Origin of the sequence: Brachyspira hampsonii, from assembly GCF_001746205.1 — a bacterium.
GTDB lineage: Bacteria > Spirochaetota > Brachyspiria > Brachyspirales > Brachyspiraceae > Brachyspira > Brachyspira hampsonii_B.
Window position 1 is genome coordinate 1 of record NZ_MDCO01000013.1, and the last position, 24189, is coordinate 24189.

Consider the following 24189-nt stretch of genomic DNA (forward strand, 5'->3'; position numbering starts at 1 on the left):
AAAAAAAAAATAAAGAAGATTTAATTATTAATGAATGTGAAGAGCTTAAAAACTTATTAATTAAGAAGAATAAAGATTATGGAAATAGTTATGATAAAACATTGGATGAGTACGGTATAAGCATAGGATTAATAAGAATAAAAGATAAATTAAACAGATTAAAAACTCTTATACTATCAAAAGAAAAGCCAATGGTAGAGGAAAGTATTATTGATACTGTATTTAAAACAATACAAAAATGACAGTGAGTTTAGGAAGCCTAGAGGGTGGGAACAAAAATAAAGCAAAAAATTTATTCTAACTTCCCCCCTCTATATTTCATCACTTTGCTTTGAATTTTAGATTTATACTGTTTTTTCTATTTCATTAATATATATTAGTCTCTCCAAAGCTAGTTAAAGTTTACCGCACGCAGAATAAAATTTATTATTTGAGAAAGTTTTGGATTGTAATTAAAACTATAAATAAGAATAAGTTCACCGTGCGTAGTATAAGTTTTTAGTCTAATAAAAAATAGGGTGGGTGCTATAAATTCTAACTAAACAATAAAGAAATGAAAAATAAAAAATTCAAAATAAATTAAAAAAATTAAAGGGTAGGGATTTAAAATAAAATCATAAAGTTATAAAATTATTATACTTAGAAATATATAAAAGTTTATAAATAGAAAGGATTAAATTATGTCAAAAATAACATTTATAGGTGCAGGAAGTACAATATTTGCAAAGAATGTTTTAGGTGATTGCATGCTTACAGAAAGTCTTTTGGAGAGTGAAATAGCTTTATATGATATAGATCCTATGAGATTAAAAGAATCAGGAGATATGCTTGCAGCTATGAATAAAAGAATAAATAATGGAAGAGCTAAAATTAAATCATATTGCGGTATTGAAAATAGAAAAGAGGCTATAAAGAATGCTGATTTTATAGTTACTGCAATACAGGTTGGAGGATATGAACCTTGTACCGTAATAGATTTTGAAATACCTAAAAAATACGGACTTAGACAAACTATTGCTGATACTTTAGGAATAGGAGGGATATTCAGAACTTTAAGAACATTGCCTGTTTTTGAAGATATAGCAAGAGATATAGAGGAATATGCTCCTAATGCTTGGCTTTTAAACTATGTTAATCCTATGGCTATGATTACAGGGTTTATGTTAAGATATACAGGTGTTAAGACTGTAGGCTTATGTCATAGCGTGCAGGTATGTTCAAAAGATTTGTTAGAAAGTCTTGGTATGGAAGATAAACTAGAAGGCAGAAAAGATTTTATAGCCGGAATAAATCATATGGCTTGGCTTCTTGATATAAGGGATAAAAATGGAAATGATTTATACCCTGAAATTAAAAAAAGAGTTTATGAAAAAAATGAAAAGCATAAGGATATGGTAAGATTTGAATATATAAAAAGGCTTGGATACTATTGTACAGAATCAAGCGAACATAATGCAGAATATAATCCTTTCTTTATAAAAAGTAAATATCCTGAATTAATTGATAAATTTAATATACCTTTAGATGAATATCCCAGAAGATGCATTAAACAGATAGAAGATTGGAAGAGAGATAGTCAGAACCTTTTAGACGGAGAGTTTTTAAATCATAAACATTCAAAAGAATACGGCTCTTTTATAATGAATGCAATATTAACTAATGAACCTTATAAAATTGGAGGTAATATTCTTAATAATGGAGTTATAGAAAATTTAGATAGAAATGCATGTGTAGAAGTACCTTGTCTTGTTGATTCTAATGGAGTGCAGCCTACTTATGTTGGTAAATTACCTGTTCAATTAGCTGCTATGAATATGACTAATATAAATGTTCAGCTCATTACAATAGAAGCTCATGTAACTAAAAGGCTAGAACATATATATCATGCGGCTATGATGGATCCGCATACATCTTCAGAATTATCGATAGATGATATAGTTTCATTATGTGATGACTTGATAAAAGAGCATGGTAATTGGCTTCCTAAATATAAATAATGCATGGTAAGCAGAACATTATATTTAATTTATTATTAATGAAGTTATATTTATAATTTTATTCTGCGTGCGGTAAATATGCATTAAATTTAAAAAAATCTTGGGTTGGCAGTTAAAATAACAGATAAAACTAGGAAGAATAAGAGGAGCTTCTGTTGTAGAAACTCAATGGGATTCTAAACAAAATTGTACTGTGGTTATGGAACTTTATTCTAAAGGTTTAAAAAAACAGGTAGATGCCTTAATCACAAAATATCTTAATGAGGTTGGTATGCAGTATACTGCCCAAGATGTTGCCGGAATGGTAGAAACTCATTAATTAATAATGATTTTTATATATAATTGCAGACATAATCTGCAAATAATTTTTATCAGCAATTACAAAAGGAATGAATTATGTATATAGAAAATATTAAAGGAAGAACTGCATTTGTATCAGGAGCAAGTGCAGGTATTGGGGAAGTTGTAGCTAAAATGCTTGCTTCTAATGGAGTTAATCTTATATTGGCGGCAAGAAGAATAGAAAAACTTGAGGCTTTAAAAAATGAATTAGAAAAAAATCACAATGTGAAAGTAAAAGTAATAAAATTAGATTTCTCCAAACCTGAGGATATAGTAAAAGCTGTAAATTCTCTTAAAGATGAAGAGAAAAAAATAGATATACTTATAAATAATGCTGGTTTAGCTTTAGGTAAAGACTTATATTATAATAATCCTATAGAAGATTCGCTTCAAATGATTAGAGTTAATTGCGAAGGCTTAATAGTATTAACAAGACTTTTGCTTCCGTATATATTAGAAAGTAAACATGGACATATAGTAAACCTTTCATCTACTGCTGCTGATGAAGCTTATAGCGGAGGTGCTATATACTGTGCAACTAAATCTTTCGTTGAAATGTTCGGCGACAGTTTGAGAGTAGAATTAATTGACAAGCCTGTAAAAATAACAAATATAAAACCGGGTGCCGTTAATACAGAGTTTTCTACTGTAAGATTTAAAGGCGATAAAGAAAAAGCTGATAATGTATACAAAGGATTTAATCCTTTATATGCTGAAGATATAGCCGATAATATAGAGTATGTATTAACTAGAAAAAGTCATGTACAAATTTCAAGCATGACAATAATGGCAGAAAATCAAGGCAGTGCTACTATAATACATAAAAGCAAATAATATACTTATATAATATACTTAGGAGTTTTATTTATGGGCGATATAGATAACACTAGAGACAGACTAAAGTTAGATGAACTTAATAAAGATGCCAGAAAAGATTTATTTAATAAATTTGTAGATGCCGGCGGTGAGGTAGTAGCAGATAAAAAAAGAGATAATAATATACTTGTAGGATCATCAAAAAAAAACCAAAATACATTAGTAGGCGGAAATAATAATAGAAATTCCAAAAGTTCAAGCAATTCTAGTACCAAAAGCGACAGTAAAGAGAAAAATTCTCAAACTTCTTCTGCCGTAGGAGCTGCTCAAAATAAAAAAAATAATGGGTTATTTTTTAATATTAAATTATGGTTTAATGCCTTAAGTTCTGGTGTAATCACATTAATGGGCGGAAATGTTAACCCTAAATTTTTAAACTTTATAGATAAAAATGTTATATCCGCACTTTTAGAAATGGATACTTTAATATTTAATGCTTTAAATCCTAGTGAAGCTTCTGATATAGATGCTAAAGCTAAACATGAAAAAGTAATATCTCAATTTGCTAAAACCTTAGATGATTTGGAATTATTAGAAAGAATAAAAGATCAGTATAATGAAAATGTATACAAAGACTTTTTAAGACCATATAAAGAATTAAACAGCACTGTTATAGCTGAAAGTTATGTAAAAGAAATAAAAGCTATGTTCAGACCGCTTTATATACTTCATACTTATTCTTCAAGAATAAAATTGGCTGGAGAAAAAGCTATGTTTGCTTATGCTATGGTTGATAATATAAGCAAAGGAATTGTCAACTCAAGAATATCCGCTTTTAAAAGAGCCGTAGATTTGATATATGGTAAATATTATCCTAAACTATTGTCCCTTTTACAATATGCTTCTAAAGAATCATTAGAAAATATAAATGATTTTAATCGTTATCTAAATATTACAGAGGAAGATATATTAGGATATTATACAAAATTGAGAAAAGAAAAAGAAAAATTACAGGAAACTAAAATACAGCAGGCTAAAGAAAATATAGGAAAGCAAAAAGATAATGAAGAAGAAAAATTGGGTAAAGTAGAGGCTATAGGAGTAAAACTTATAGAAAAATGTGTATCTTTCAAAAAATCTGACAACAATATAGAATATGAAGCCGATCCATTTTTTGTTGTACCTGTAAAAGATAAAATATATAGAATAAAGGTATTAATAGACTTTTTAGACAGGGAATATTCTGCCGTTTTTGTTTCTAATAAGGTTAGATACAATTTAGTTTATGATAATCAGGTAAGAACAGATTATAAAAATGATTTTAATAATATATTTTTATCATTATCAGATACAAATTCAAGATTAAATGAATACAGTGAACTTTGCAGAACAATAAATAAAGTGGAAGAAGATAAAACTATGCGTTTTGAACAGCGAGTTTCCATGCTTTCAGATAAAAACGGTCAGCGTTCTTATTTAGCTAAAAACTTGAGAAACACATTTATATCAATAATATCACCTTTCAAAAAGAAGTTAGATAAATTATTATTAGATAAAGAAGAAAGAGAGAGAATAATAGAAAACCCTAATGATATACTAACCTTCTCTGCAGAAATTGGAAAGTCAAAAAAAAGAATACAAGGGTATAATGTAATGAAAGCATTGACAGAAGCATATTATTTTATATCCGGATTTAATTATTTAATAACACAGGGAGAATTATCAGGATCAGGTATTCTAATAGAAGGCGGTGATGATGAAACAGATACAATCACTGCAGAAAAACAGGCGGCTTCTGAATCTGCAGAAGCATCTAATGATAAAGCAGAAAGTATTAATACTAAAGATAATAATACTGAAGCCCCTAATGCAGAAAATGATAATAATGAAAATAATAATATAGAAAATGATGAAAATCAGGCTTCTGAAGGTGAAGAATCAAATTCTAATACTGAAAATCAATCAGAATCAAATGAAACAAAATTAGAAAATGACGGATTTGATGAATCTTTAGAAGATGAAGATCTATTTGAAGATAAAGAGAAAGAAAATAAAGATTTAAAAGAGTAAATAAAGAGGTTATTTTGGCTTATAAATCCCCAAAAGTTGTAATGCTTGAATATATTCCGCTTCGTATACTAATGGAAATAATAGCATTTACACCGTACATTATAGTAATATTATTCGCTAAGGTTGTAGGCAGTTTAATGTACTATCTTGCACCAGGTGTTAGAAAAACTGCTTTAATTAATTTAAAACAGGCATTTCCAAATAAAAGTTTTCATGAAAGAAAAATAATTGCAAAACGTTCTATGAAATCTATGATAATGACTTTTGCCGAATTCATTAAATCATCAAGAATGTCAGATGAACAAATATTAAAAAGAATAAAAATAGAAGGTCAGGATAAATTTGATGAAGCTATGAATAAGAAAAAAAGAGGTATTGTAGCTATCACAGGACATATAGGAAATTGGGAATATATAGCTTTTTATTTTGCTATCAAAGGATATAATCCCGGAGTCATATTCCGTCCTCTTGATAATCCTAAATTAGATGCTTATATGCGTTCTTGGAGAGAGAAAAGAGGTATGAAATGCATATCAAGATGGGGAGATTTGAGAGAAATATTTCATGTATTAAATAATAATTCTCCTGTTGCTTTTTTATGCGATCAAAATTATTTGGACGGTGTTTTTGTAGACTTCTTTGGATACCCTGCTGCCACAGCAGTTGGTCCTGTTGCTATAGCTATGAAAACAGGTTCTCCAATGGCTATACTTTATAGTTTGCCTGACAGATATGGTCATCATAAAATAATAGTTTATGACATAATGTACATAGAACAAAAAGAAACTAAAGAAGAAACTATAAAGCATAATGTTCAAAGATACACAAAAAAATTGGAGGAAATAATTTCAAAACACCCTGAAAATTGGCTTTGGGTTCACCCAAGATGGAATACAAGACCTAATGGAGAGCCTGAAATTTTTTATAAAAATAATAATTATAAATAGTTTTTTACTTTGTTTTTTTTTCATAGGTTTATATTATATATTAAATGTACTAAAACGATAATAATTGTCAGAATAAAATTATATAAATTTCTTAATTTTACAAATAATGAGGTAATAATCTTCATATAATATTTTCGATTTTATTTTTTTAAGTTTTTTATTTAAAAATTAATATTTTTTTACTATAATAAAGTTATGGCAAATTATCGAAATTTAGTCTATAAAAAATACATTAAATCGGAGGTTATGAGTACATGGAGCAAAAAAAACGTTCATTTATGTTCTTTTTAAATCTTGGGCTTACATTTACTTTAGTTGGCATAATTATTTCTTTTTTCATATTTTCTTATGAGAAAAATTATAAAAAAGATGAGTTTTTGGTTCATGCCCAGGCAGCACCTGAAAAGACCGCATTTACAGATTCATTAGACGGAGCCTTAGCTGTAGAAAATGCTATAAGAGATGTAGTTGACAAAAATATGCCTGCTGTAGTTAATATATCTACAGAAATAGAAGCAGGTAATACTCAAGAAGACAGATATGCAGATGAATTCTTTAGATTTTTCTTCGGAGATCAAGTTCCTAGACAAAGAAGAAGCCAAAAATCTTTAGGAAGCGGTTTTATAATCAATGAAGAAGGATATGTACTTTCTAATTACCATGTTGTAAAGGGTGCTACTAAAATTATGATTACTCTTTACGGAGAGGACGGAGAACTTCCTGCCAAGTTAATAGGTTATGATGAGGCTTATGATTTAGCATTATTAAAAATAGAAGATGAAAACAGAACTTTCCCTTATGTTGCTTTAGGTGATAGTGATGCTATAGAGCCAGGTGAATTTGCTATTGCTATAGGAAACCCTTACGGACTTAATAATACTGTTACTTTTGGTATTGTAAGTGCTAAAGGAAGAAGCGATGTCGGTGCTAATAAATATCAAAGATATATACAAACTGATGTTGCTATAAATCCTGGTAACTCAGGAGGTCCTTTATTTAATATCCATGGTCAGGTTATAGGAATAAACACATTAATATACTCTACTTCAGGCGGAAGCATTGGTATAGGATTTGCTACTCCTATTAATCTTGCTACTTCAGTAATGACTGACTTAAAAGAAAACGGCAGAGTTACAAGAGGATATTTAGGTATATATTTACAAGATATTGATGAAAATCTTTCAAGAGGTTTGAATGTTAAGCAAAACAGCGGTGTTTATGTAAGCGAAGTTATACCTGATTCACCTGCTGCAAAAGGAGGCTTACAGGACGGCGATATTATAATAGAGTACGATGGTGAAAGAATGACTAAATCAGGAGATTTATTCAATAAAGTAGCAACTACCAAAGTAGGAAAAGAGGTTAATGTTAAATATTTAAGAAACGGAAGAGAAAGAAGCACTAAAATTACTATAGAAGCTAGAGTTGAAGATGAAGAAGTTGTACCTACAAGACAGTCTCAGAATAATTCACAAGGCAGCACTCGTTCTTGGATGGGTTTAGATGTTTCTAATATCACTCCTGAAATATCTCAAAGACTTCAGATAAGAAGCAATGAGAGAGGTGTTGTAGTTCTTAATATGACTCAGAACTCTAAAGCCTATCAATACGGACTTAGACCGGGAGATGTTATCAAAGCTATTAATGGTATAACAATATCAAATACTGATGATTACGATAACTTCGTAAAATCTTATGGTAATGATAAATCCTTTACAATAACTATAAAACGAGCAAGAATGACTTATGTTATAATTATAGAATAGTGCTTTAATAAAAGTTAATAAAAAGGAATTGCAGGTATTTGCCTGCAATTCTTTTTTTATATTCAATATCTTATATTAATTATGTTAACTATTTTTGTATTTTGTACTTGCATTCATAATTGATTTAATATATTATTAATGAAATATATTATTTGACAATAAAAATTTAAATTTTCATATATATAAATGTTCTTAAAAATAGGAGTAGCTAATCATGACACATTTAGAATTGAGAGAAAAATTTAAAGAGTTTTTTAAAAGCAAAAAGCATGCTATAGAGAAATCATCATCTCTTATACCAATAGACGATCCTAGCCTATTATTTACAACAGCCGGAATGCTTCAATTCAAACCTTATTATGCCGGAATAAAGAAAGCCCCATATTCAAGAGTGGCAACTATACAAAAATGCTTCAGACTTTCTGATTTAGAAAATATAGGAAAAACAGCAAGACACCATACATTTTTTGAGATGTTCGGCAATTTCTGCTTTATGGGTGATTATTTCAAAAAAGAGGCTATTGAATTTGCTTGGGAATTTTCTACTCAGGTTATTAAACTTCCTATTGAAAGAATATATGTTTCTATTTATGAAAAAGATGACGATGCTTTTAAAATTTGGAATGAGCATATAGGGGTACCTAAAGAAAAGATTGTAAGACTTGGAAAAAAGGATAATTTCTGGGGACCTGCCGGCGATTCTGGAGCTTGCGGACCTTGCAGTGAGCTTTATATTGATATGGGAGAAGAAAAAGGATGCGGAAAGCCTGATTGTTTTGTAGGATGCGACTGTGAAAGATATTTAGAGTTTTGGAATTTAGTATTCAATGAGTTTTTTCAGGATACTGACGGCAACTTATCTCCTCTTCCGAATGTAGGTATAGATACAGGAATGGGACTTGAAAGATTATGCTATATTACTCAGGGTGTAGAAAGCAATTATCAAACTGATGTAATGAAGCCAATAGTTGATGCAATAGTAAAAAAACTGAATGTTAAATATGATGATAAAAATAAAACCAAAATAAATCTTATAGCAGATCATTTAAGGGCATTGGTATTTGTAATATCTGAAGGCTGTACTCCTTCTAATGAAGGCAGGGGGTATGTACTTAGAAGGCTTTTAAGAAGGGCTTTGAAAACTGCAAGCGATTTAGGACATAAGGGAGCTTTCTTAAATGAGATTACATCTTCAGTGGTTAATGTATATAAAGAAATATATGATTATCTTCCTAAAGAAGAAGAAAATGTAAAAAGAATATTAAAAGAAGAAGAAAATAAATTCATAAATACAATATCAGCAGGTATGAATAAACTTTATGCAGTAATGGAAGAAAACAAAGATAGTAAAGTAATATCAGGAAAAGATGCATTTATGCTTTTTGATACTTACGGACTTCCTATAGATATAACAGAAGAAGAAGCATCAGATCATGGATTTAAAGTTGATAAGGCTGGATTTGAAGAAGCTATGGAAGAGCAGAAAAAAAGGAGCAGAGGTGCAGGAGAAGATAAAAGATCCAAATTCGGATATGTTGAAAATTATGAAACTAAATATGTAGGAGAGGAAACTGATAATCTTATAAACGGAGTAAATGCAAAAATAGTTGCTGTATATGAAGATAATGCTAAAAAAGATAAAACATCATCTTCAAATGCTGTTATCATTACAGATGTTTCGCCTTTCTATGGAGAGATGGGCGGACAGATTGGAGATAACGGATATATAGAAAACGGCAAAAAAGAAATAATAAAGATAATAGATACTCAAAAGAAAGAAAATACTATAATACACATAGCTGACTGCAGCGGTAATTCTTTAAGTGTAGGAGAAGAAATAAAGTTATTTGTTAATTTTGACAGAAGAAGTGCTATAAGAAAAAATCATACAGCTACACATATACTTCAAAAGGTATTAGAACTTACACTTGGAAATCATGTTAATCAGGCTGGAAGTTTCGTAAGCGATGAATACTTGAGATTCGATTTTACACACCCAGATTCAATTTCAGAAGATACATTAATAAGTATAGAAAATCAAGTTAATGAAGCAGTATTTAAATCAATGCCTGCGGTTATAAAATATATGCCTAAAGAAGAGGCTATTTCCTGCGGTGCTAAGGCTTTATTTGGAGAAAAATATCCTGATACTGTAAGAATACTTGATATAGGAAATGGTTTTTCTGTAGAGCTTTGCGGCGGAAGCCATTTGACAAATACATCTGAAGTTGGTTATTTCCATATAGTGAGTGAAGGTTCTGTGGCGAGCGGAGTTAGAAGAATAGAGGCTATCACAGGATTAAAGGCGGCCAATGAAGCTAGCAAATTATTCAGCAAAGTGAAGAATTTAGCTCATATACTTAATGCTTCAAAAACAGATGAACTTACTGTAAGAGCAGAGAGTTTGCAAAATGAAGTAAAAAAACTGCAAAAAGAAATTAAGCAGCTTAAAACTTCAGGTGCTTCTGCTGTTTCATTTATGGATAATTTTGAAGATTTAAAAGGTATTAGATTCTATAATTTAGAGTTTAATGAAGATATAAAAGAAGTAAGACTTTATGCTGATACTATAAAAGAAAGAGTAAAAGATAGTATTTCTGTGATGATAAGTAAAACTGATTCTTCCAACTCTATACTTGTTCAGATTACAGGAAATGCTTTAAAAGACAAAAAATTATCAGCAAATAATATTATAAAAGATATTATTGCTGCTGCAGGAGGACGCGGAGGCGGAAAAGATACTTTCGCTCAGGGGTCTATAGAAAATGTAGAAAAAGCTAAAGAAGAAATTAATAAATTAAAAAGTAAATGGTTGTAAATTTTAATATGAAGAAAAATATTGCTGTTTTTATATTTGCGTTAAGTTCTATGCTTATTATTTCATGCTCTGCAAAAGATGTTACTTTAAGAAGAATTGAAGATGTACATAAAGCAGAACAAAAACTTGCTAAAAATCCTGATGATGAAGAAACTGTATTAGATGTTCTTAATGCAGCTCAAAACGGCGGAAGAGAAGTTCGTGCTGAAGCTATATGGGTGCTTGGAAAAATAGAAGCAGATATTGCATACAGTGATTTTCTCCGTGCTAGTGTTGAAGATCCGGATTTTAATGTGAGATGCTTAGCTGTTTTAGGACTTGGTAGATTAGATGCTAATAATCCTGAAGCTATTGACAGAATAAAAAGAGCAATATCAGATACAGATTTACAGGTTCAAATAGAAGGATTAAAAGTAGCGGGTAGAATGAATGCTAAAGAGCTTTTGAATTCTATACTAGATAGTTTATCAAGTAAAAATAAATGGGTTAGAATGGCTGCTGTAGAGGCTTTAAAAGATTATGATGATGCCAGAGTTGACAGATCTTTAAATTTGTTGGTTTCTACAGATAAAGATTATGCTGTAAGATCTACTATCAATCAGGTGATAGAATACAGAAAAAATAAAAAAACTGAAGTTAAAGAAGAAATAAAAGAAACAGCATCAGCAAAATAATAGTATAATAAGAGGAAAACATATTAAAATGAACAATAAAATTAATTTTCTTTTTATATTGATAATATTATCTTTTATTATTGTGTCATGTGCAGAAAAATACTCTTATGTAAGAGTAGATGATATAATAGATAAAAATAGAACTATTGCGGTAGCTTCTTTTACTTTTCCAAAAAGTATGACTAATGAGTATTGGGACAGATTAAAATATTTAAATACAGAAATATACACTGATTTTGTATTAAACAGCTTCATTAGTAATTTTAATTCCCAAAATGAAATGGTTAAGCTAGTAACTTTGCAGGAGGCTTTAGGAAATAAAGAATTTGCTGAATTACCGAATCATTCTATATTAGGAGCTAACTATGTTGCTGCTACAGGTACACTTGCCACTAATAGACTTTCTGAAGAAACACTAGCTTTACTTGCTGATAAAGTAGATGGAGTAATGTATGCTGAATCGGCTATGTCTTTTTGGTCTCAAAAGGTAAAAATAGATTTTGATATTTATGATATAGAAGGAAATTATTTGTGGATAGATACTCTAAATGGAGCTTCATATTATATAATAGGTGATACAGGAGCACCTACAAGGCAAACTGCTTATGAAATAGTTATAGCTGATGTTCTGAAATATCAGAAAAAGCATGCTGAAGAATTATATATAGTTATAGATCAGGCTATATCAAATGGGGTAAGCGGTTTGAAAGGTAAAGTACCTTATGCATTCAATACCAATGATATTATATTCACACAAAAGACATTTAGTTTAACTAATGAAGATTATGCAAAAAAGGCGGGTATATATTAATGGCACAAAAACAAAAAATAGAATTAAATTTCAATGATGTAGATGATTTCCATTTCAAAAAAACATTAAAAGGTTATATGATTAAAATAGCAGAGGATCATTATGTTATAGGCAATGAAGATTTAGCTATTAGAGCAACAGGAAAAACCCCTAAAGAGGCTGCAGAAATGCTTAAGGAACAATTTATAGTTCTTGCTAATGATATAATGTACAAATCTAAATATGCACCTTTAAGTGAAAGAGAAAGAAAAAAAGTAAATATTATCAATTCTATATGTGATATTATTTAAAAATCTTAATTAAAGTTTGAAAAAGTGAGTATTATTAATATACTCACCATTTAAAACTTAGAAATTAATTCTTTCTATAATCTTTATATTTTTCCATTAATTCATCAAATATTTTAGCTGCTTCGAATATTAAATAATCGCATCCGTTTTCAGGGTGTCTGTAATTTTCAACCAAATAATCGCAATTAATACTATTCATTTTATCATTAAATTTATTGATATATTCTGCTTCTATTTCTTTTAAAAGAGTACCTTCATGTCCTCTGTCTGCTATAAAAGCCTTAGCAAAAGCCATTATTCCTCCTGTTAATATACCGCAGGTTATACCAACAGCCATACCTCCGCCGAAACCAGCCGCCAATTTTAAATCATCTCTATTTATGCCAAGCTCATAAACTTTATCAGCTCCGTAAAGCATTTTCTCAGCACAATTCAAATCTTCTGCCTTACCAAATCCTGAAGATAAATATTCATATAATGTCATATAAAGAACACCTCTTAATTAAAATTTAATTAAAGTAGAACCCCAAGTAAGCCCCGCTCCAAAAGCAGTGAGAAGAACATAATCGCCCTCCTTTATAATACCGGATTCAAAAGCCTCTGTAAAAGCTATACCAACACTAGCTGCAGATGTATTTCCGTATTTCTGTATATTAATATAAAATTTATCATCACCTAACCCTAAAGTTTTTGCAACCGCATTCATTATTCTAGTATTAGCCTGATGAGTTATTATAAGAGACAAATCTTTTAAATCTAAATCAGCATTTTTTACCGTTTTATTAATAGTTTCATCAAAAGTTTTAACAGCCTTTTTAAATACTTCAGTACCCGCCATAGTTATAGTATTTGTATTATCTTCAACATTATTCTCTGTAATAGGATTAACACTTCCTCCGCCCTTTACTATAAGTATTTCATCATTAGACTCAGCACCTATATCTGTTGATATAATGCCTTTAGAATCATCATCAGAAGCCTCCAGCAAAGCACTGCTTACACCATCCCCGAATAATATAGCAGTAGATCTGTCCTCCCAATTAAGTATATCCGAGCATTTTTCCGCAGCAACTATTAAAACTTTTTTACATTCTCCGCTTTCTATAAGCGAAGCAGCAGTATTTAAAGCATATATATATCCTGAGCAGGCAGCAGATATATCAAAAGCAAGACATGAATTCTTTATATGAAATGCCTTTTGAATAAGTCCCGCAGTAGATGGAAAAGTATATGATTTTGTAGAAGTTGCAACTATTACAGCATCAGCATCTTCTATTACAGCACCCTTATCTTTTAATTTTGTCAAAGCCTTTATCGCCATATCTCCTGTGCTTTCTTTCTTATCTGCTATTCTTCTTTCTTCTATTCCTGTCCTTGAAACTATCCAATCATTATTAGTATCCAATTTTTTCTCTAAATCATAATTAGTTACCACATTTTCAGGTAAATATGAGGATAAATATTTAATAATAGATTTCATAAATTTAAACTCCTCTTTATTTTATTAATTTTCTTAAATCAATTCTTCTCTTTTACTAAATATATCATAGGAACACTTATAACTGTAACTGCATATTTTACTATAAAATTAAATATAAATATGCCTACCAAAGCATCGAAAGGCAATGCCCCCCAGAATGCTATAATAACAAATACTAAATTATCCACAGGTATGCTGAAAGCATTACTTATTAATACCCTAAGCCATTGATATTTCTTTGTTATCTTAGTTACAAAAAGATGATATATTTCTGTATCAACAAGCTCCGACAAAGTAGAACCTAGTATAGATGCAATAGATATTCTTAGAACAGGACTTAAAGTCAATTGAAAAGCCTCATTAAACTCCCAGCTTGCATCTGCAGGTATTTGAGATATTATATAAAAATAAATAGGAGAGAAAATATTGATAATTGCTGAAATTATTATAAGTTTCTGAGTATTTTTCTTTCCTATAGTTTTATGTGCCATATCTCTTATTGTAAAAGCCAAAGGATATAAAAATGTGCCCCCATCAACAGCTAAAGTTAAAACATTAGCTATCTTGACACTTGCTATATTTGATATCATCTGACAGGCTATATAAGAACAAATAACAAGTATCGTAACAAATGAAATTTTATATTCTTCATCTCTAATATTATCCATATCCTTAATCCATTAAAGTAAGATGATATATGATATATTAAAAAAAGATTTTAGTCTATAGTTTTTTAATAATAAAAAAATCAATTTTATGTAAAAAAAGTATATATTATTTGAATATTTTTATTATATTTGTTATATCAGACTTGTTTTAAAAGTATTTGACAAGATTAGATGTAAAAACATTTAATCTTAAAAATTATAAAATACAATGTTCTTATGTTTTATAGCTTATTATTTTGGTATACAAACGCATTATTAGCTATTTACACAATTAATAAATATACAAGTCTAATGATAAGTTGTTAGTAGGGTTTTGAAAATGGTTTATATTATATTATCAGCAATAGTATTATTAGTTTTAATTATCTTAATAATAATAAAAATTCTTAGTAATAAAAAATCCACTTCTATTAAATATATAAAAAAACAAATAGAAGAATTAACTAATAAAATTAATGAAGATGAAAAAGATTATGTGTCTCTTTATCAATTAGCAAAACTTAAAGAGCAAATTGGAGAAACAGAATCAGCTTTAAAGATGTATGAAAAATTAATGCAGGTTTCTTTCTTTAAAGAAAAAGAAGAATTAGAAATATGTAAAAAACTTGAATTATTCTATGAGAATTTTGATAAAAATCAGGAAGCTTTTAAATATACTTTAAAAATTGCCAAATTAGATCCAAATAATATGTCTTATAATATCAAAACAGGAACCATTCTTTGTAATGAAGGATACTATATACTAGCATGCGATTATTTTAATAAGGCTATATTAAATAAAAATGAATTTAATACTGATAATCTTAAAGCTGCAGCATTTAGTTTTTTTAAGAACAAGGACTATAAAAAATGTATTGTCTTTTTAGAAGAACTGCAAAAAATATTAATAAAAGAAAATGATAAAGATATAGATACTGTCAATAAAACTTTAATATCAATGTATATGCTTTCTGATGAATTGAATATAGCTAGAAATTTTATAGAACAGATTATAGCCAATAAACATATTAATAATCAAGAGTATATTGATAGGATCTATTTACATTTATTATATAAAGTTCTTGATAATGAAAAGTTTGAAGAATTATATAATAATTTATATAAAAAATATAATATAGCAAACCCTGACAAAAAAATATATGATTTAATATTAGACTACTCATTCTATTCATATTTTTTAAGAGATATATCTCTATCTAAAAAATTATTTGAAATTATCAACAGCTTAAATTTACCTGAATTATCTGTTTATAATTTTGATATTATAATACAATATTTATCAGAAATAAATAAAGCTACAGAACAGCTTAATAAATTGAGAAACATGATGAAATTAGATAATTCTAAAAATGACAATTATGAAAAATATGTGCAGAAAGAAGATATTGAAAATTGGGAGAAAGCTGTTGATTTATGGGAAGGTTCTTTTATAGATATAGATTATTTAAGTTCTCTTATAGAAATACAAAATAATATTAATGTAAAAAAAATATTAGATGAATTAAAAATAGATGATGATAACAATAATGAAGTGAGTCTGAAAATAGTTCAGAAGGTAGATAAAATTTATAATATGAATATTATAGATTTCAAAAAATTATGCCAAAATATAATTCGTACAAAATTATCGCATTCTATAATACAGGAATACACTGACAATACTTCTAATAACGATTATGGAGATGAGGTTAATTACATAACATATAATATCAAAGGAAATAAAAAAGATACTACATTAATATCTTTCAAAAGATGGAAAAAAATCGAAGTTGGTGAATTGATTATAAGAGATTTTTTAATGATGGTTGCCGAATCTGGAGCTAAAAATGGTATATTAATACTTCCTGTGAAATTAAGCAATAGTGCTAAAAGCTATGCTTCCCATAATGATAAAGTTACTGTATATTCAAGAAATCAATTTAACAATCTCCTTAAAGAAGAAAAACTATAAAAATAAAAAAGTGATAGTCTATTTTTATATAAACTATCACTTTTGAAAATTAAAAACTAAGTGAAATTTATTTTAACATTTCTCTGTCTACCAAATCATTAGCAGGAACATAATCATTTACTACTTGTGAGAAAACTAAAGTATCAACGAAACCGCCTCTTTTTATAGAAAGGAAAAGATCATTATATTCATTCTCAGACATGCCTAATTTTTTCATAGTTACAGCCTTATAGAATACGGCATCATTAGCAAATCTAGTTCTAGGATATTCAGTAATTACTCTGTCAAACAAAGCTATAGCTTCCTGTAATTGTGCTTCATCACTAGAATAAGTTTGATAAAGCATACCATTCCATAATAATGAAAGAGGTTTAAATTTTTCTATTTTTGTAAGTCCTTCTACTTTCTTAAAGCATTCATCAGCTAAAGCAATATTATTTTTAGTTATAAAATTATTTGATTTAGTATCTTTAGATAGGAAATAATATACTATTCCTTTAAACTGATATAGCTGACCAACATCTACATCAGCAGGTAAATTATTAAAATCTAATTTATTTATATAGTTTAGAGCCTGAGTATATTCTTTATTTGCTATCATAACTCTTATCTCTCTAATTATCAAAGGATCATTTTGAGAAGTCCAAGGACTATAAAAGTTATATATGGTTGCTTTTAAAGGTCTTTTTCTTGCAGGTGCTGCAGATGATGCTAGTGTATTATCTGTCATATTAACATTTTGATTAGGATTATTATTGATAGACTGATTATAATCAATATTATTATCCATATTATCCATTGCAGATGACATATTATTTGATGTATTTCCTATATCATCAGAAACTCCGTTATTAGTTTCTACAACAACATCATTGCTTGATGAATTTTGATATTCCTTTTCTATCTCATTAATATAATCATCTTCTATATTACCTTCAGGTTTTTTACATGATATTGTAAAAACTAACAATAAACCTATTAATATTGCTAAATACTTCTTTATCATTTTCCGCTCCAAACTTATTTTTATATTGTTTTTTTCATTCTCGGAAATTATAAAAAAAGCGTTAGAATAATATTCATTGTTATAATATATAATTTTCTATATTCTTATAGTATGTTTTTTGTTTATATTCTTCTTTTGAATGAAGTGAATAATCATGTATCTTTTTATCAGCATCTGAAAAATATCTCTCATAAGCCTTTTTGCAGTAAGCATCATGTTTACTTTTTATACCTACAGGAGGATTTTCAAATTTATAAACTCCATTAACCCGCCAAAAATCTAAAATGCCTATTCTTATAGCATCAACAGGACATCTAAATGAACAGCTTGTACACATTACGCATTTATTTTTAAACTTAATATCGCCTTTTTCATCATTATAAATATTATTAACAGGACATTTCTTAACGCATAAATTACAATGAGTACAAATCTTTTTTACTTTAAATAAATGTCCGTTTACTTTCATAGCAGGGTGTTCTATTCTAAATAAAAATGCTATAAATCTGCCGAAAGGAAATTTCTTTAAAAAACTTTCTCGTCCGTCCAAAATTTCATTAGCCTCAATCACGCATAAAGCCTTAGCAGTCTTCCACATCTTAGCAGCAAACTCATCAGTATGTCTAAACATAATATTATAAGGCATTACATAATGATATTCATTAGTTAGAATATATCCTTTTGGCTTAAGTCTTGCCATCAAAGGCTCTGAAGATATATTATTAATTGTTAGAGGCTCTCCGGAAGTTTTTATAATAAATATTTTTTTCTTTTCATTTTCAAATTTAGGAAAAAGTTTTATCAAATCAAAAATAGGATAAGGAGCATTAAATCCATGTATAGGATAAGCAATACCAACATAATCATAATCTTTTATATTAGGCATATTATCAAAATTATCGCCTACACTATAAAGCAAAGTTTCAACTCCGTTTTCTTCAAATATTTTTTTATACTCTCTTGAAACTTTTTCAGTATTTCCTGTACCAGAAAAACAATATATTACAGCCTTTTTATTTTCAGACATATTTATTACCTTTTTTATATAAATTATTATTTTTTATTATTGCTAATAAAAATTGTTCGCTAAAATGTATAGCAAATGACGCTGTCCGCCTTTGGTGAATTTGCTATAGGCTCACAATTTTTATATTTGGCTTTCTAATATTTAAAAATTATCATTAATCAACCTTTTTATAATGAGCCTTAAAATCTTCATCAAAATAATAAAGCATATTCTCATCTTTATCATGAGAATCATACCAAACCTGAGCAAAGAAAGGATTTTTTTTCGCTAAAATATCAAAGTTCCAAGTATAGTCCGGCATGCATTCCATACACCAATGACCTGCTTTTATAACAGTAAACGCTGAAGCTTCAAATTCATGTCCTTCAGAACAAGCCCATCTTAATTTTGTATGCAAATCCCCTTTGGTCATACTAGTGCTTAAAAGTTTTCCGCCTCTGAACTCAGCAGCCTTTTTCAAATCTTCCAAATCTATTTCGCTGTCTTTTTTATTTTCATCATATCCATGATTAAGAAGTTCGGCATTTTTTATATCAAGCAAAGCCTTATAGTCTATATAATTGCCTTTGGAATCTTTATTTTCAAAAAGCAAATTAAAATCTTCCCATTTTTTAGGCAAATTATCAAAAGCCTCTTCGCTTCCGAATGTTGCTATAACTTTTCCTTTCTCTCCGTTTTTTCTCCAATATGTAGGAGAGTTAGGATGTGATAAAAGTCTTTGTATAGCAAAAAACGATATTATAGAAGGAGGCACAAGTTTACCTAAAGCATAATACCAATGAGTTTTTCCTATTTCATTCCAATAATCAGTAACGGACTCTTTCTGATAAGAAAATAATTCTTCTAATTTGTATCCGTCATAATACCAAAGCCCATGAAAATTTCTTGTGGCATTCCAATTGGGCTTCATATATTTTTTTGTAGAGCCTCCTATAAGTTTGAAGCCGTCATTAAAAGTATCATATCCAACTAGCCTATTTTCTGCCTTGCTTCCCAAATTAAAACAGCCTTTCCAAAAATAATAGTCTAATTTTCCTTTAATATCCTCTTCAATAATTCTCTTCATTAAAAGCCCGCTGTCTCTTGCAGTAGCCCACTCAAGAGGAGCATTATAACAAGTATGAAACATAAGTCCATCGCTCATATTATCAGTAAGCATTCTATTATGAAGCATAGCAGTTTGTCTTATTATAGCCCTGTTTTCTAATGATGAATCAAGAACATATCTTTCGCCTTTTAATTTTGAAAAAGAATATGCATCATAAGGACTTATTAATAAAGGATCACCAACTCTCCCCCAAGGGTGTTTTTCATTGCGGTTGCCGTAAAGAGCTACTGTTGATATATGCACAAGTTTAGGACGATTTTCTTTGGGCATTTCTTCTAATATATCTACAATATGCTTAATGCCTACAAAATTAGTCAGATGTGCAAGTTTTGGATATTTGTCCGAATTAGGAGGTATAACTGCCGCAAGATTAAGTACATAATCACAGTCTTTTAATAATTTTACGCAGTCGTCTTTCTCATATAAATATCCTATAATAATTTCAACTCTGTCCCCATACTGCCTTTTAAACTTATCAGCAGCTTTTTTACTTTCTTTTCTTACAAGTACTTTTACTAATTTAATATCATCTATCTCCATTAATTGTCTTAATGTTTCAAGTCCCATGTTTCCAGTAGCACCTGTTAAGGCTATTGTATATTTCATCTTGTTATCCTTTTTATTATCCTTTATTAACAGCGATAAATTATAATTACAAAACAAATTATATTTTACAGCTTTTTAATTAATTCATCATCATTTTACATAAGCATATATAAATAGTTTTTTATTTTACATATTATATATTTAAAAAAAAATTTTGTAAATAAAGTGTTTGGAGGTATCAAAAAAATGAAGTCATTAAAAATATTATCTTTATTATTATTTAGTTTTATTATTTATGCTCAAACCTCTTTTTCACAAAACAATGATGAAGCATCTCAATTACTTCAATTAATAAACAGCGAAAGAAAAAAATCATCTCTTAATGAATACAAAACAGAACCTCAATTACAAAATGCCGCAAACCAAAGGGCTAAAGAAATAGCAGAAGGTATAAGAAAATCAACAGCTTTACAAGACAATAATATACAATTTGCATCATACTCTGAAGGCTCTATTATTGCCGATATGACTGCTGAGCAAGTATTCAATCAAATGCTTAAATCACAGAGAAATTTAATATTAAATAATAAATTCACTCATGCAGCTGCTTCTGTATATGAAAATGGCGGCAAAAAATATTGGACAGTAATTTATGTATCTTCAAGAAATGGGGACATAATAAAAAAAGAATTAAATATACAAAAAGAAAGGGAAAGAGTAGCTGAATTATGCAATGAGGCTAGAAAACAAAATAATGTATCTGTTTCATTGGTGCTTGACAGTAAATTAAGCGAGGCAGCACAAAAGAGAGCTGAAGAGTTAAAGACTTTATTTTCTCATACAAGACCTAATAAAACAGCATTCTCCACAATATTAAAAGAGTATAACATAGCATACAAAACAGCAGGTGAAAATATAGCAAATGGTCAGGTAGATGCAGATGATGTTATGAAATCTTGGCTTAACTCTCCCGGACACAGAGCAAACATACTTCAAAAAAATTTCGGAAAGATAGGTGTTGGTGTATTTGAATATAATAACAGACTTTATTGGGTACAGGTATTTACTGATTAATAATTTTTTATTTAATTAGAATATAATTAAGACAAATTTCATTTTTAAATTTATTTAAAAACCCTCCCTTTAAAATTTAAAGCATTGATTTAAATTAAAATTTTATTCATATTAAAAATCATGCCCGCCCAAGTGTTAATTAGATTTAAAATCTATTTAACGCACGGTAAATGCATTTTTATAATAAATTTTAATCATAATAAAAAAACTCTTCATTTTCTGATGTTTCTTCTTCTAATATATTATCATAATCAAGAAGCTCCTCATCTGTATACTCTTTCATCTCTAATTCAGATTCTTCTTCGGAGGGAGCAGCTTCTTCTTCATCAATAGATTCTTCTGTACTTTCTGATTCTTCTAAAGATGACTGTGATTCAATATTTTTTTCAGGCTCTTCAGCAACTTCATTTTCTGATGTTTCTTCTTCTAATATATTATCAGAATCAAGAAGCTCCTTCGATGCTTTTTTCTATTTCGTTTCTGTTTTCATCTTCTTCTGCTTCTTCTATTTCGTCAATATCATAATTTGAATTATTTTTGCTGTTTTCTAAATAAGGCGTTTTTTCTTTTAAAGTTTTGAAGTCAAAGTTAGGATTTTCTTCATAGAATTTTTTACCGAAGTCTGTTATTTGATATACTCCTCTTTCTGTATTTTCTATCAATTGAGCTTTCTTAAGATAAGTTAATGACCAATCAACTCTATCACTAAATTTGGAATATTTATTTTCTTTTACTAGTTTTAAATCTTCATCAGAAGGATTTGTATATTCTTTGATTTTATCTTATATTTTACTTTTATGCACAGCTTCTTTTACATTATATAAATATTTTAGTACATATTTATCATAGCTCTATATTTTAAAAGTGCCATAATGAACAAACTCCTATTACTTCAATTAAAAAATGATACTTCAATGAAATGGTGAAATTTTTAGCAGAGAAAGGTGCTGATATAAATTTAGAAGATGGATACGGATATACTCCCTTAATAATAGCAATGAAGTATCGTAATATTGGTTTAGCTAAAGATATTATTGATTTGAAGCCTGATTTAAATGCTATATGTTCAGCAACAGGGGATACCCCTTTAACATATTTAGTACGTGAAGTTTGGTTTGGTACAGATGCTTGTTACTATATGATAAAAAACGGTGCTGATGTAAATAAAAAAAATGATAACGGAGATACTCCATTAATAGTTGCCGTAGAAAATATTGTTGGAAGTTATGGTATGTTAGGAGTTATTATAAATATGGGTGCTGATTATAATATTAAAAATAATGACGGAAAAACAGCTATGGATATTGTTATAGAGGAAGATGACAAAGCAGCACTTCATCATTTAAATAATCCAGATACTTTAGAATACTATCTTACTATATAAAAAATAATAAAATAAAAAGTGTATGCATATTTTTTATATGTATGCACTTTTTTTATTCATGATTTTTCAAATTTTGACAATTTATAGTTATTTTAGTATAATATATTCATGAAAAATAATACAAATATAAAAAAAATAAAATATTTCAATCCTTTGAACGATTATTTTATACGATACCTTTTTACTGACAAAGGAAGCAGCGAATCTATACTTTTAGATTTTATTAATTCTATAATGCTTGATTCTAGAATGAAAACTTTTAAAGCAGTAGAAATATTAACCCCATTTAATTTAAAGAAAAATAGAAATCTAAAAGAAACTATAGTCGATGTAAAATGTATTACCCAGAATGGCTCAGTTGTTATTATAGAAATTCAACTTCAAGGTAATTCAAGGTTTCCAGAAAGAATACTTTATTATTGGGCAGCAAATTATAGTAAATTATTAAAGCATGGAGAAAGATATGATGAACTTACACCTGTAATAAGCATTAATTTACTCAATTTCAATTTAGACAAAACAAACAATATACATTCCTGCTATATGCTTTACGAGATGAATAACAAAAAACTTCTCACAGACCATTTGCAGATACATATAATAGAATTAAAAAAGTTTAAGAAAAACATATTAACTAAAGATTTAAATTGTTGGTTAAAAATGTTTACAAGCAAAAATTTGGAGGCTTCTATGTCTGAAATAGTAAAAGAAAAACCTATAATGGAAGAAGTACAAAAAAAATATAATAATTTTGTAAAAAGCAGATTGATGATGATGGAATATGAGAAGAAAGAGGCTTATTTATATGGCAATCAAATAATGTTTGATGAAGAAAGAAGATTAGGTATTGAAGAAGGTATTAAAAAAGGAAAAGAAGAAGGTATTAAAGAAAATCAGATATTAACGGCTAAAAATATGAAAAAAGAAAATATAGATGTTAATATTATAAGTAAAATAACAGGATTGAGTATGCAAGAAATAGAAAAATTATAATAAAAATAAATAAAAAATTATACTAATAAAAATAAAAGCTATAATAAAAAGTGCATACATATTTTTTATATGTGTGCACTTTTTTTGTTAAAATAATTTTTAATTGAAATTTTAATTATTCTAATTTATAATGCGAAAACAACAATACATACATTGGGGTACAATATGAAAAATTTTATTTCTATAATTGCAGCATTTATTTTAGTTATTGCTGTAATTTCATGCGGCGGCAGAGAAACAAATCAATCAGAACAAAATACTCAAACTAATCAAACATCACAAAACAACAATGCACAAAATATTCAAACTAATACCTCAGCTAATCAAAGCAAACAGATAAATAATCAAAAAGAATTCTTTGATATGAAATATGTTTATAAAGGTATTAGAGTAGATAAAGCTAAATTTGATGAAGATATAA

At 28.3% G+C, this 24189-nt stretch carries 20 protein-coding genes and 4 pseudogenes; 16 read left to right on the forward strand and 8 right to left on the reverse strand.

The genetic code is table 11. The features are described from left to right. The 11 genes and pseudogenes from BFL38_RS13225 to BFL38_RS13275 all read left to right on the forward strand — a co-directional run. Positions 1-242: nucleotide modification associated domain-containing protein (locus BFL38_RS13225; protein ID WP_256097273.1), on the forward strand; the 242-nt coding region annotated here is incomplete at its 5' end. A gap of 438 nt (positions 243-680) precedes the next feature. Beyond that, positions 681-1997 (forward strand): alpha-glucosidase/alpha-galactosidase, encoded by a 1317-nt coding sequence (locus BFL38_RS13230; protein WP_069727490.1) that lies wholly within the window; start codon positions 681-683, stop codon positions 1995-1997. Between the two features lie 133 nt (positions 1998-2130). Beyond that, a pseudogene (locus BFL38_RS13235) lies at positions 2131-2316 on the forward strand (hypothetical protein); the annotation flags it as partial. 77 nt (positions 2317-2393) lie between these two features. Next, positions 2394-3173: an SDR family NAD(P)-dependent oxidoreductase gene (locus tag BFL38_RS13240; RefSeq protein ID WP_069727491.1), complete on the forward strand. Its 780-nt coding sequence runs from the start codon at positions 2394-2396 to the stop codon at positions 3171-3173. 33 nt (positions 3174-3206) lie between these two features. Next, a complete protein-coding gene (locus BFL38_RS13245; RefSeq protein ID WP_069727492.1) occupies positions 3207-5225 on the forward strand; it encodes a hypothetical protein in 2019 nt (672 codons plus the stop codon). 14 nt (positions 5226-5239) lie between these two features. Continuing rightward, positions 5240-6172, forward strand: coding sequence for a lysophospholipid acyltransferase family protein (locus BFL38_RS13250; RefSeq protein ID WP_069727493.1), 933 nt, complete (start codon positions 5240-5242; stop codon positions 6170-6172). Positions 6173-6426: 254 nt separating this feature from the next. Beyond that, a complete protein-coding gene (locus tag BFL38_RS13255) occupies positions 6427-7938 on the forward strand; it encodes a Do family serine endopeptidase (protein ID WP_069727494.1) in 1512 nt (503 codons plus the stop codon). 214 nt (positions 7939-8152) lie between these two features. Then, positions 8153-10756: an alanine--tRNA ligase gene (gene alaS, locus BFL38_RS13260; protein WP_069727495.1), complete on the forward strand. Its 2604-nt coding sequence runs from the start codon at positions 8153-8155 to the stop codon at positions 10754-10756. 8 nt (positions 10757-10764) lie between these two features. Then, the gene (locus BFL38_RS13265) at positions 10765-11430 is read left to right on the forward strand and encodes a HEAT repeat domain-containing protein (protein WP_069727507.1); all 666 of its coding nucleotides are present in this window, start codon (positions 10765-10767) and stop codon (positions 11428-11430) included. 28 nt (positions 11431-11458) lie between these two features. Then, on the forward strand, positions 11459-12241 hold the full coding sequence (locus tag BFL38_RS13270; RefSeq protein ID WP_069727496.1) for a hypothetical protein: 783 nt from the start codon (positions 11459-11461) through the stop codon (positions 12239-12241). After that, complete coding sequence (locus BFL38_RS13275; protein ID WP_008722233.1) at positions 12241-12531, forward strand: hypothetical protein; 291 nt, start codon at positions 12241-12243, stop codon at positions 12529-12531. The genes BFL38_RS13270 and BFL38_RS13275 overlap by 1 nt, the downstream gene beginning before the upstream one ends. Before the next feature lie 64 nt (positions 12532-12595). Here the strand turns inward: BFL38_RS13275 and BFL38_RS13280 are convergent, their stop codons facing one another. From BFL38_RS13280 to BFL38_RS13290, 3 genes are read right to left on the reverse strand one after another with little or no spacing between them, the layout of a single operon-like run. Beyond that, positions 12596-13015 carry a C-GCAxxG-C-C family (seleno)protein gene (locus BFL38_RS13280; protein WP_008722227.1) on the reverse strand — a complete coding sequence of 140 codons (420 nt, stop codon included), beginning with the start codon at positions 13013-13015 and terminating at the stop codon, positions 12596-12598. A gap of 18 nt (positions 13016-13033) precedes the next feature. After that, the gene (locus BFL38_RS13285; RefSeq protein ID WP_069727497.1) at positions 13034-14011 is read right to left on the reverse strand and encodes a beta-ketoacyl-ACP synthase III; all 978 of its coding nucleotides are present in this window, start codon (positions 14009-14011) and stop codon (positions 13034-13036) included. 38 nt (positions 14012-14049) lie between these two features. Then, entirely contained in the window at positions 14050-14679 is a 630-nt protein-coding gene (locus BFL38_RS13290) for a queuosine precursor transporter (RefSeq protein ID WP_069727498.1), read from the reverse strand. 319 nt (positions 14680-14998) lie between these two features. Here BFL38_RS13290 and BFL38_RS13295 point away from each other — a divergent pair, with 319 nt between their 5' ends. After that, positions 14999-16630 carry a restriction endonuclease gene (locus tag BFL38_RS13295; protein WP_069727499.1) on the forward strand — a complete coding sequence of 544 codons (1632 nt, stop codon included), beginning with the start codon at positions 14999-15001 and terminating at the stop codon, positions 16628-16630. 67 nt (positions 16631-16697) lie between these two features. Here BFL38_RS13295 and BFL38_RS13300 read toward each other — a convergent pair whose 3' ends face one another. From BFL38_RS13300 to BFL38_RS13310, 3 genes are all read right to left on the reverse strand, one after another. Continuing rightward, positions 16698-17636, reverse strand: coding sequence for a tetratricopeptide repeat protein (locus BFL38_RS13300; protein WP_069727500.1), 939 nt, complete (start codon positions 17634-17636; stop codon positions 16698-16700). A gap of 79 nt (positions 17637-17715) precedes the next feature. Further along, positions 17716-18663: an EFR1 family ferrodoxin gene (locus BFL38_RS13305; protein ID WP_069727501.1), complete on the reverse strand. Its 948-nt coding sequence runs from the start codon at positions 18661-18663 to the stop codon at positions 17716-17718. 154 nt (positions 18664-18817) lie between these two features. Then, positions 18818-20377 (reverse strand): NAD-dependent epimerase/dehydratase family protein, encoded by a 1560-nt coding sequence (locus tag BFL38_RS13310; protein ID WP_069727502.1) that lies wholly within the window; start codon positions 20375-20377, stop codon positions 18818-18820. Between the two features lie 186 nt (positions 20378-20563). Here BFL38_RS13310 and BFL38_RS13315 point away from each other — a divergent pair, with 186 nt between their 5' ends. After that, positions 20564-21391 (forward strand): CAP domain-containing protein, encoded by an 828-nt coding sequence (locus tag BFL38_RS13315; RefSeq protein ID WP_069727503.1) that lies wholly within the window; start codon positions 20564-20566, stop codon positions 21389-21391. 443 nt (positions 21392-21834) lie between these two features. On the opposite strand, the gene BFL38_RS15610 is transcribed toward BFL38_RS13315, so the two are convergent. Both BFL38_RS15610 and BFL38_RS15920 read right to left on the reverse strand, forming a co-directional pair. Next, on the reverse strand, positions 21835-22053 hold the full coding sequence (locus tag BFL38_RS15610) for a winged helix-turn-helix domain-containing protein (RefSeq protein ID WP_256097274.1): 219 nt from the start codon (positions 22051-22053) through the stop codon (positions 21835-21837). Then, a pseudogene (locus BFL38_RS15920) lies at positions 22054-22167 on the reverse strand (restriction endonuclease); the annotation flags it as partial. A gap of 140 nt (positions 22168-22307) precedes the next feature. Between BFL38_RS15920 and BFL38_RS13325 the strand changes: the two are divergent. From BFL38_RS13325 to BFL38_RS13335, 3 genes and pseudogenes are all read left to right on the forward strand, one after another. Beyond that, positions 22308-22775: pseudogene (locus BFL38_RS13325) on the forward strand (ankyrin repeat domain-containing protein); the annotation flags it as partial. A 108-nt stretch (positions 22776-22883) separates the two neighbouring features. Then, positions 22884-23768, forward strand: coding sequence for an Rpn family recombination-promoting nuclease/putative transposase (locus tag BFL38_RS13330; protein ID WP_069727505.1), 885 nt, complete (start codon positions 22884-22886; stop codon positions 23766-23768). A gap of 165 nt (positions 23769-23933) precedes the next feature. Then, positions 23934-24189, forward strand: a pseudogene (locus BFL38_RS13335) (lysozyme inhibitor LprI family protein); the annotation flags it as partial.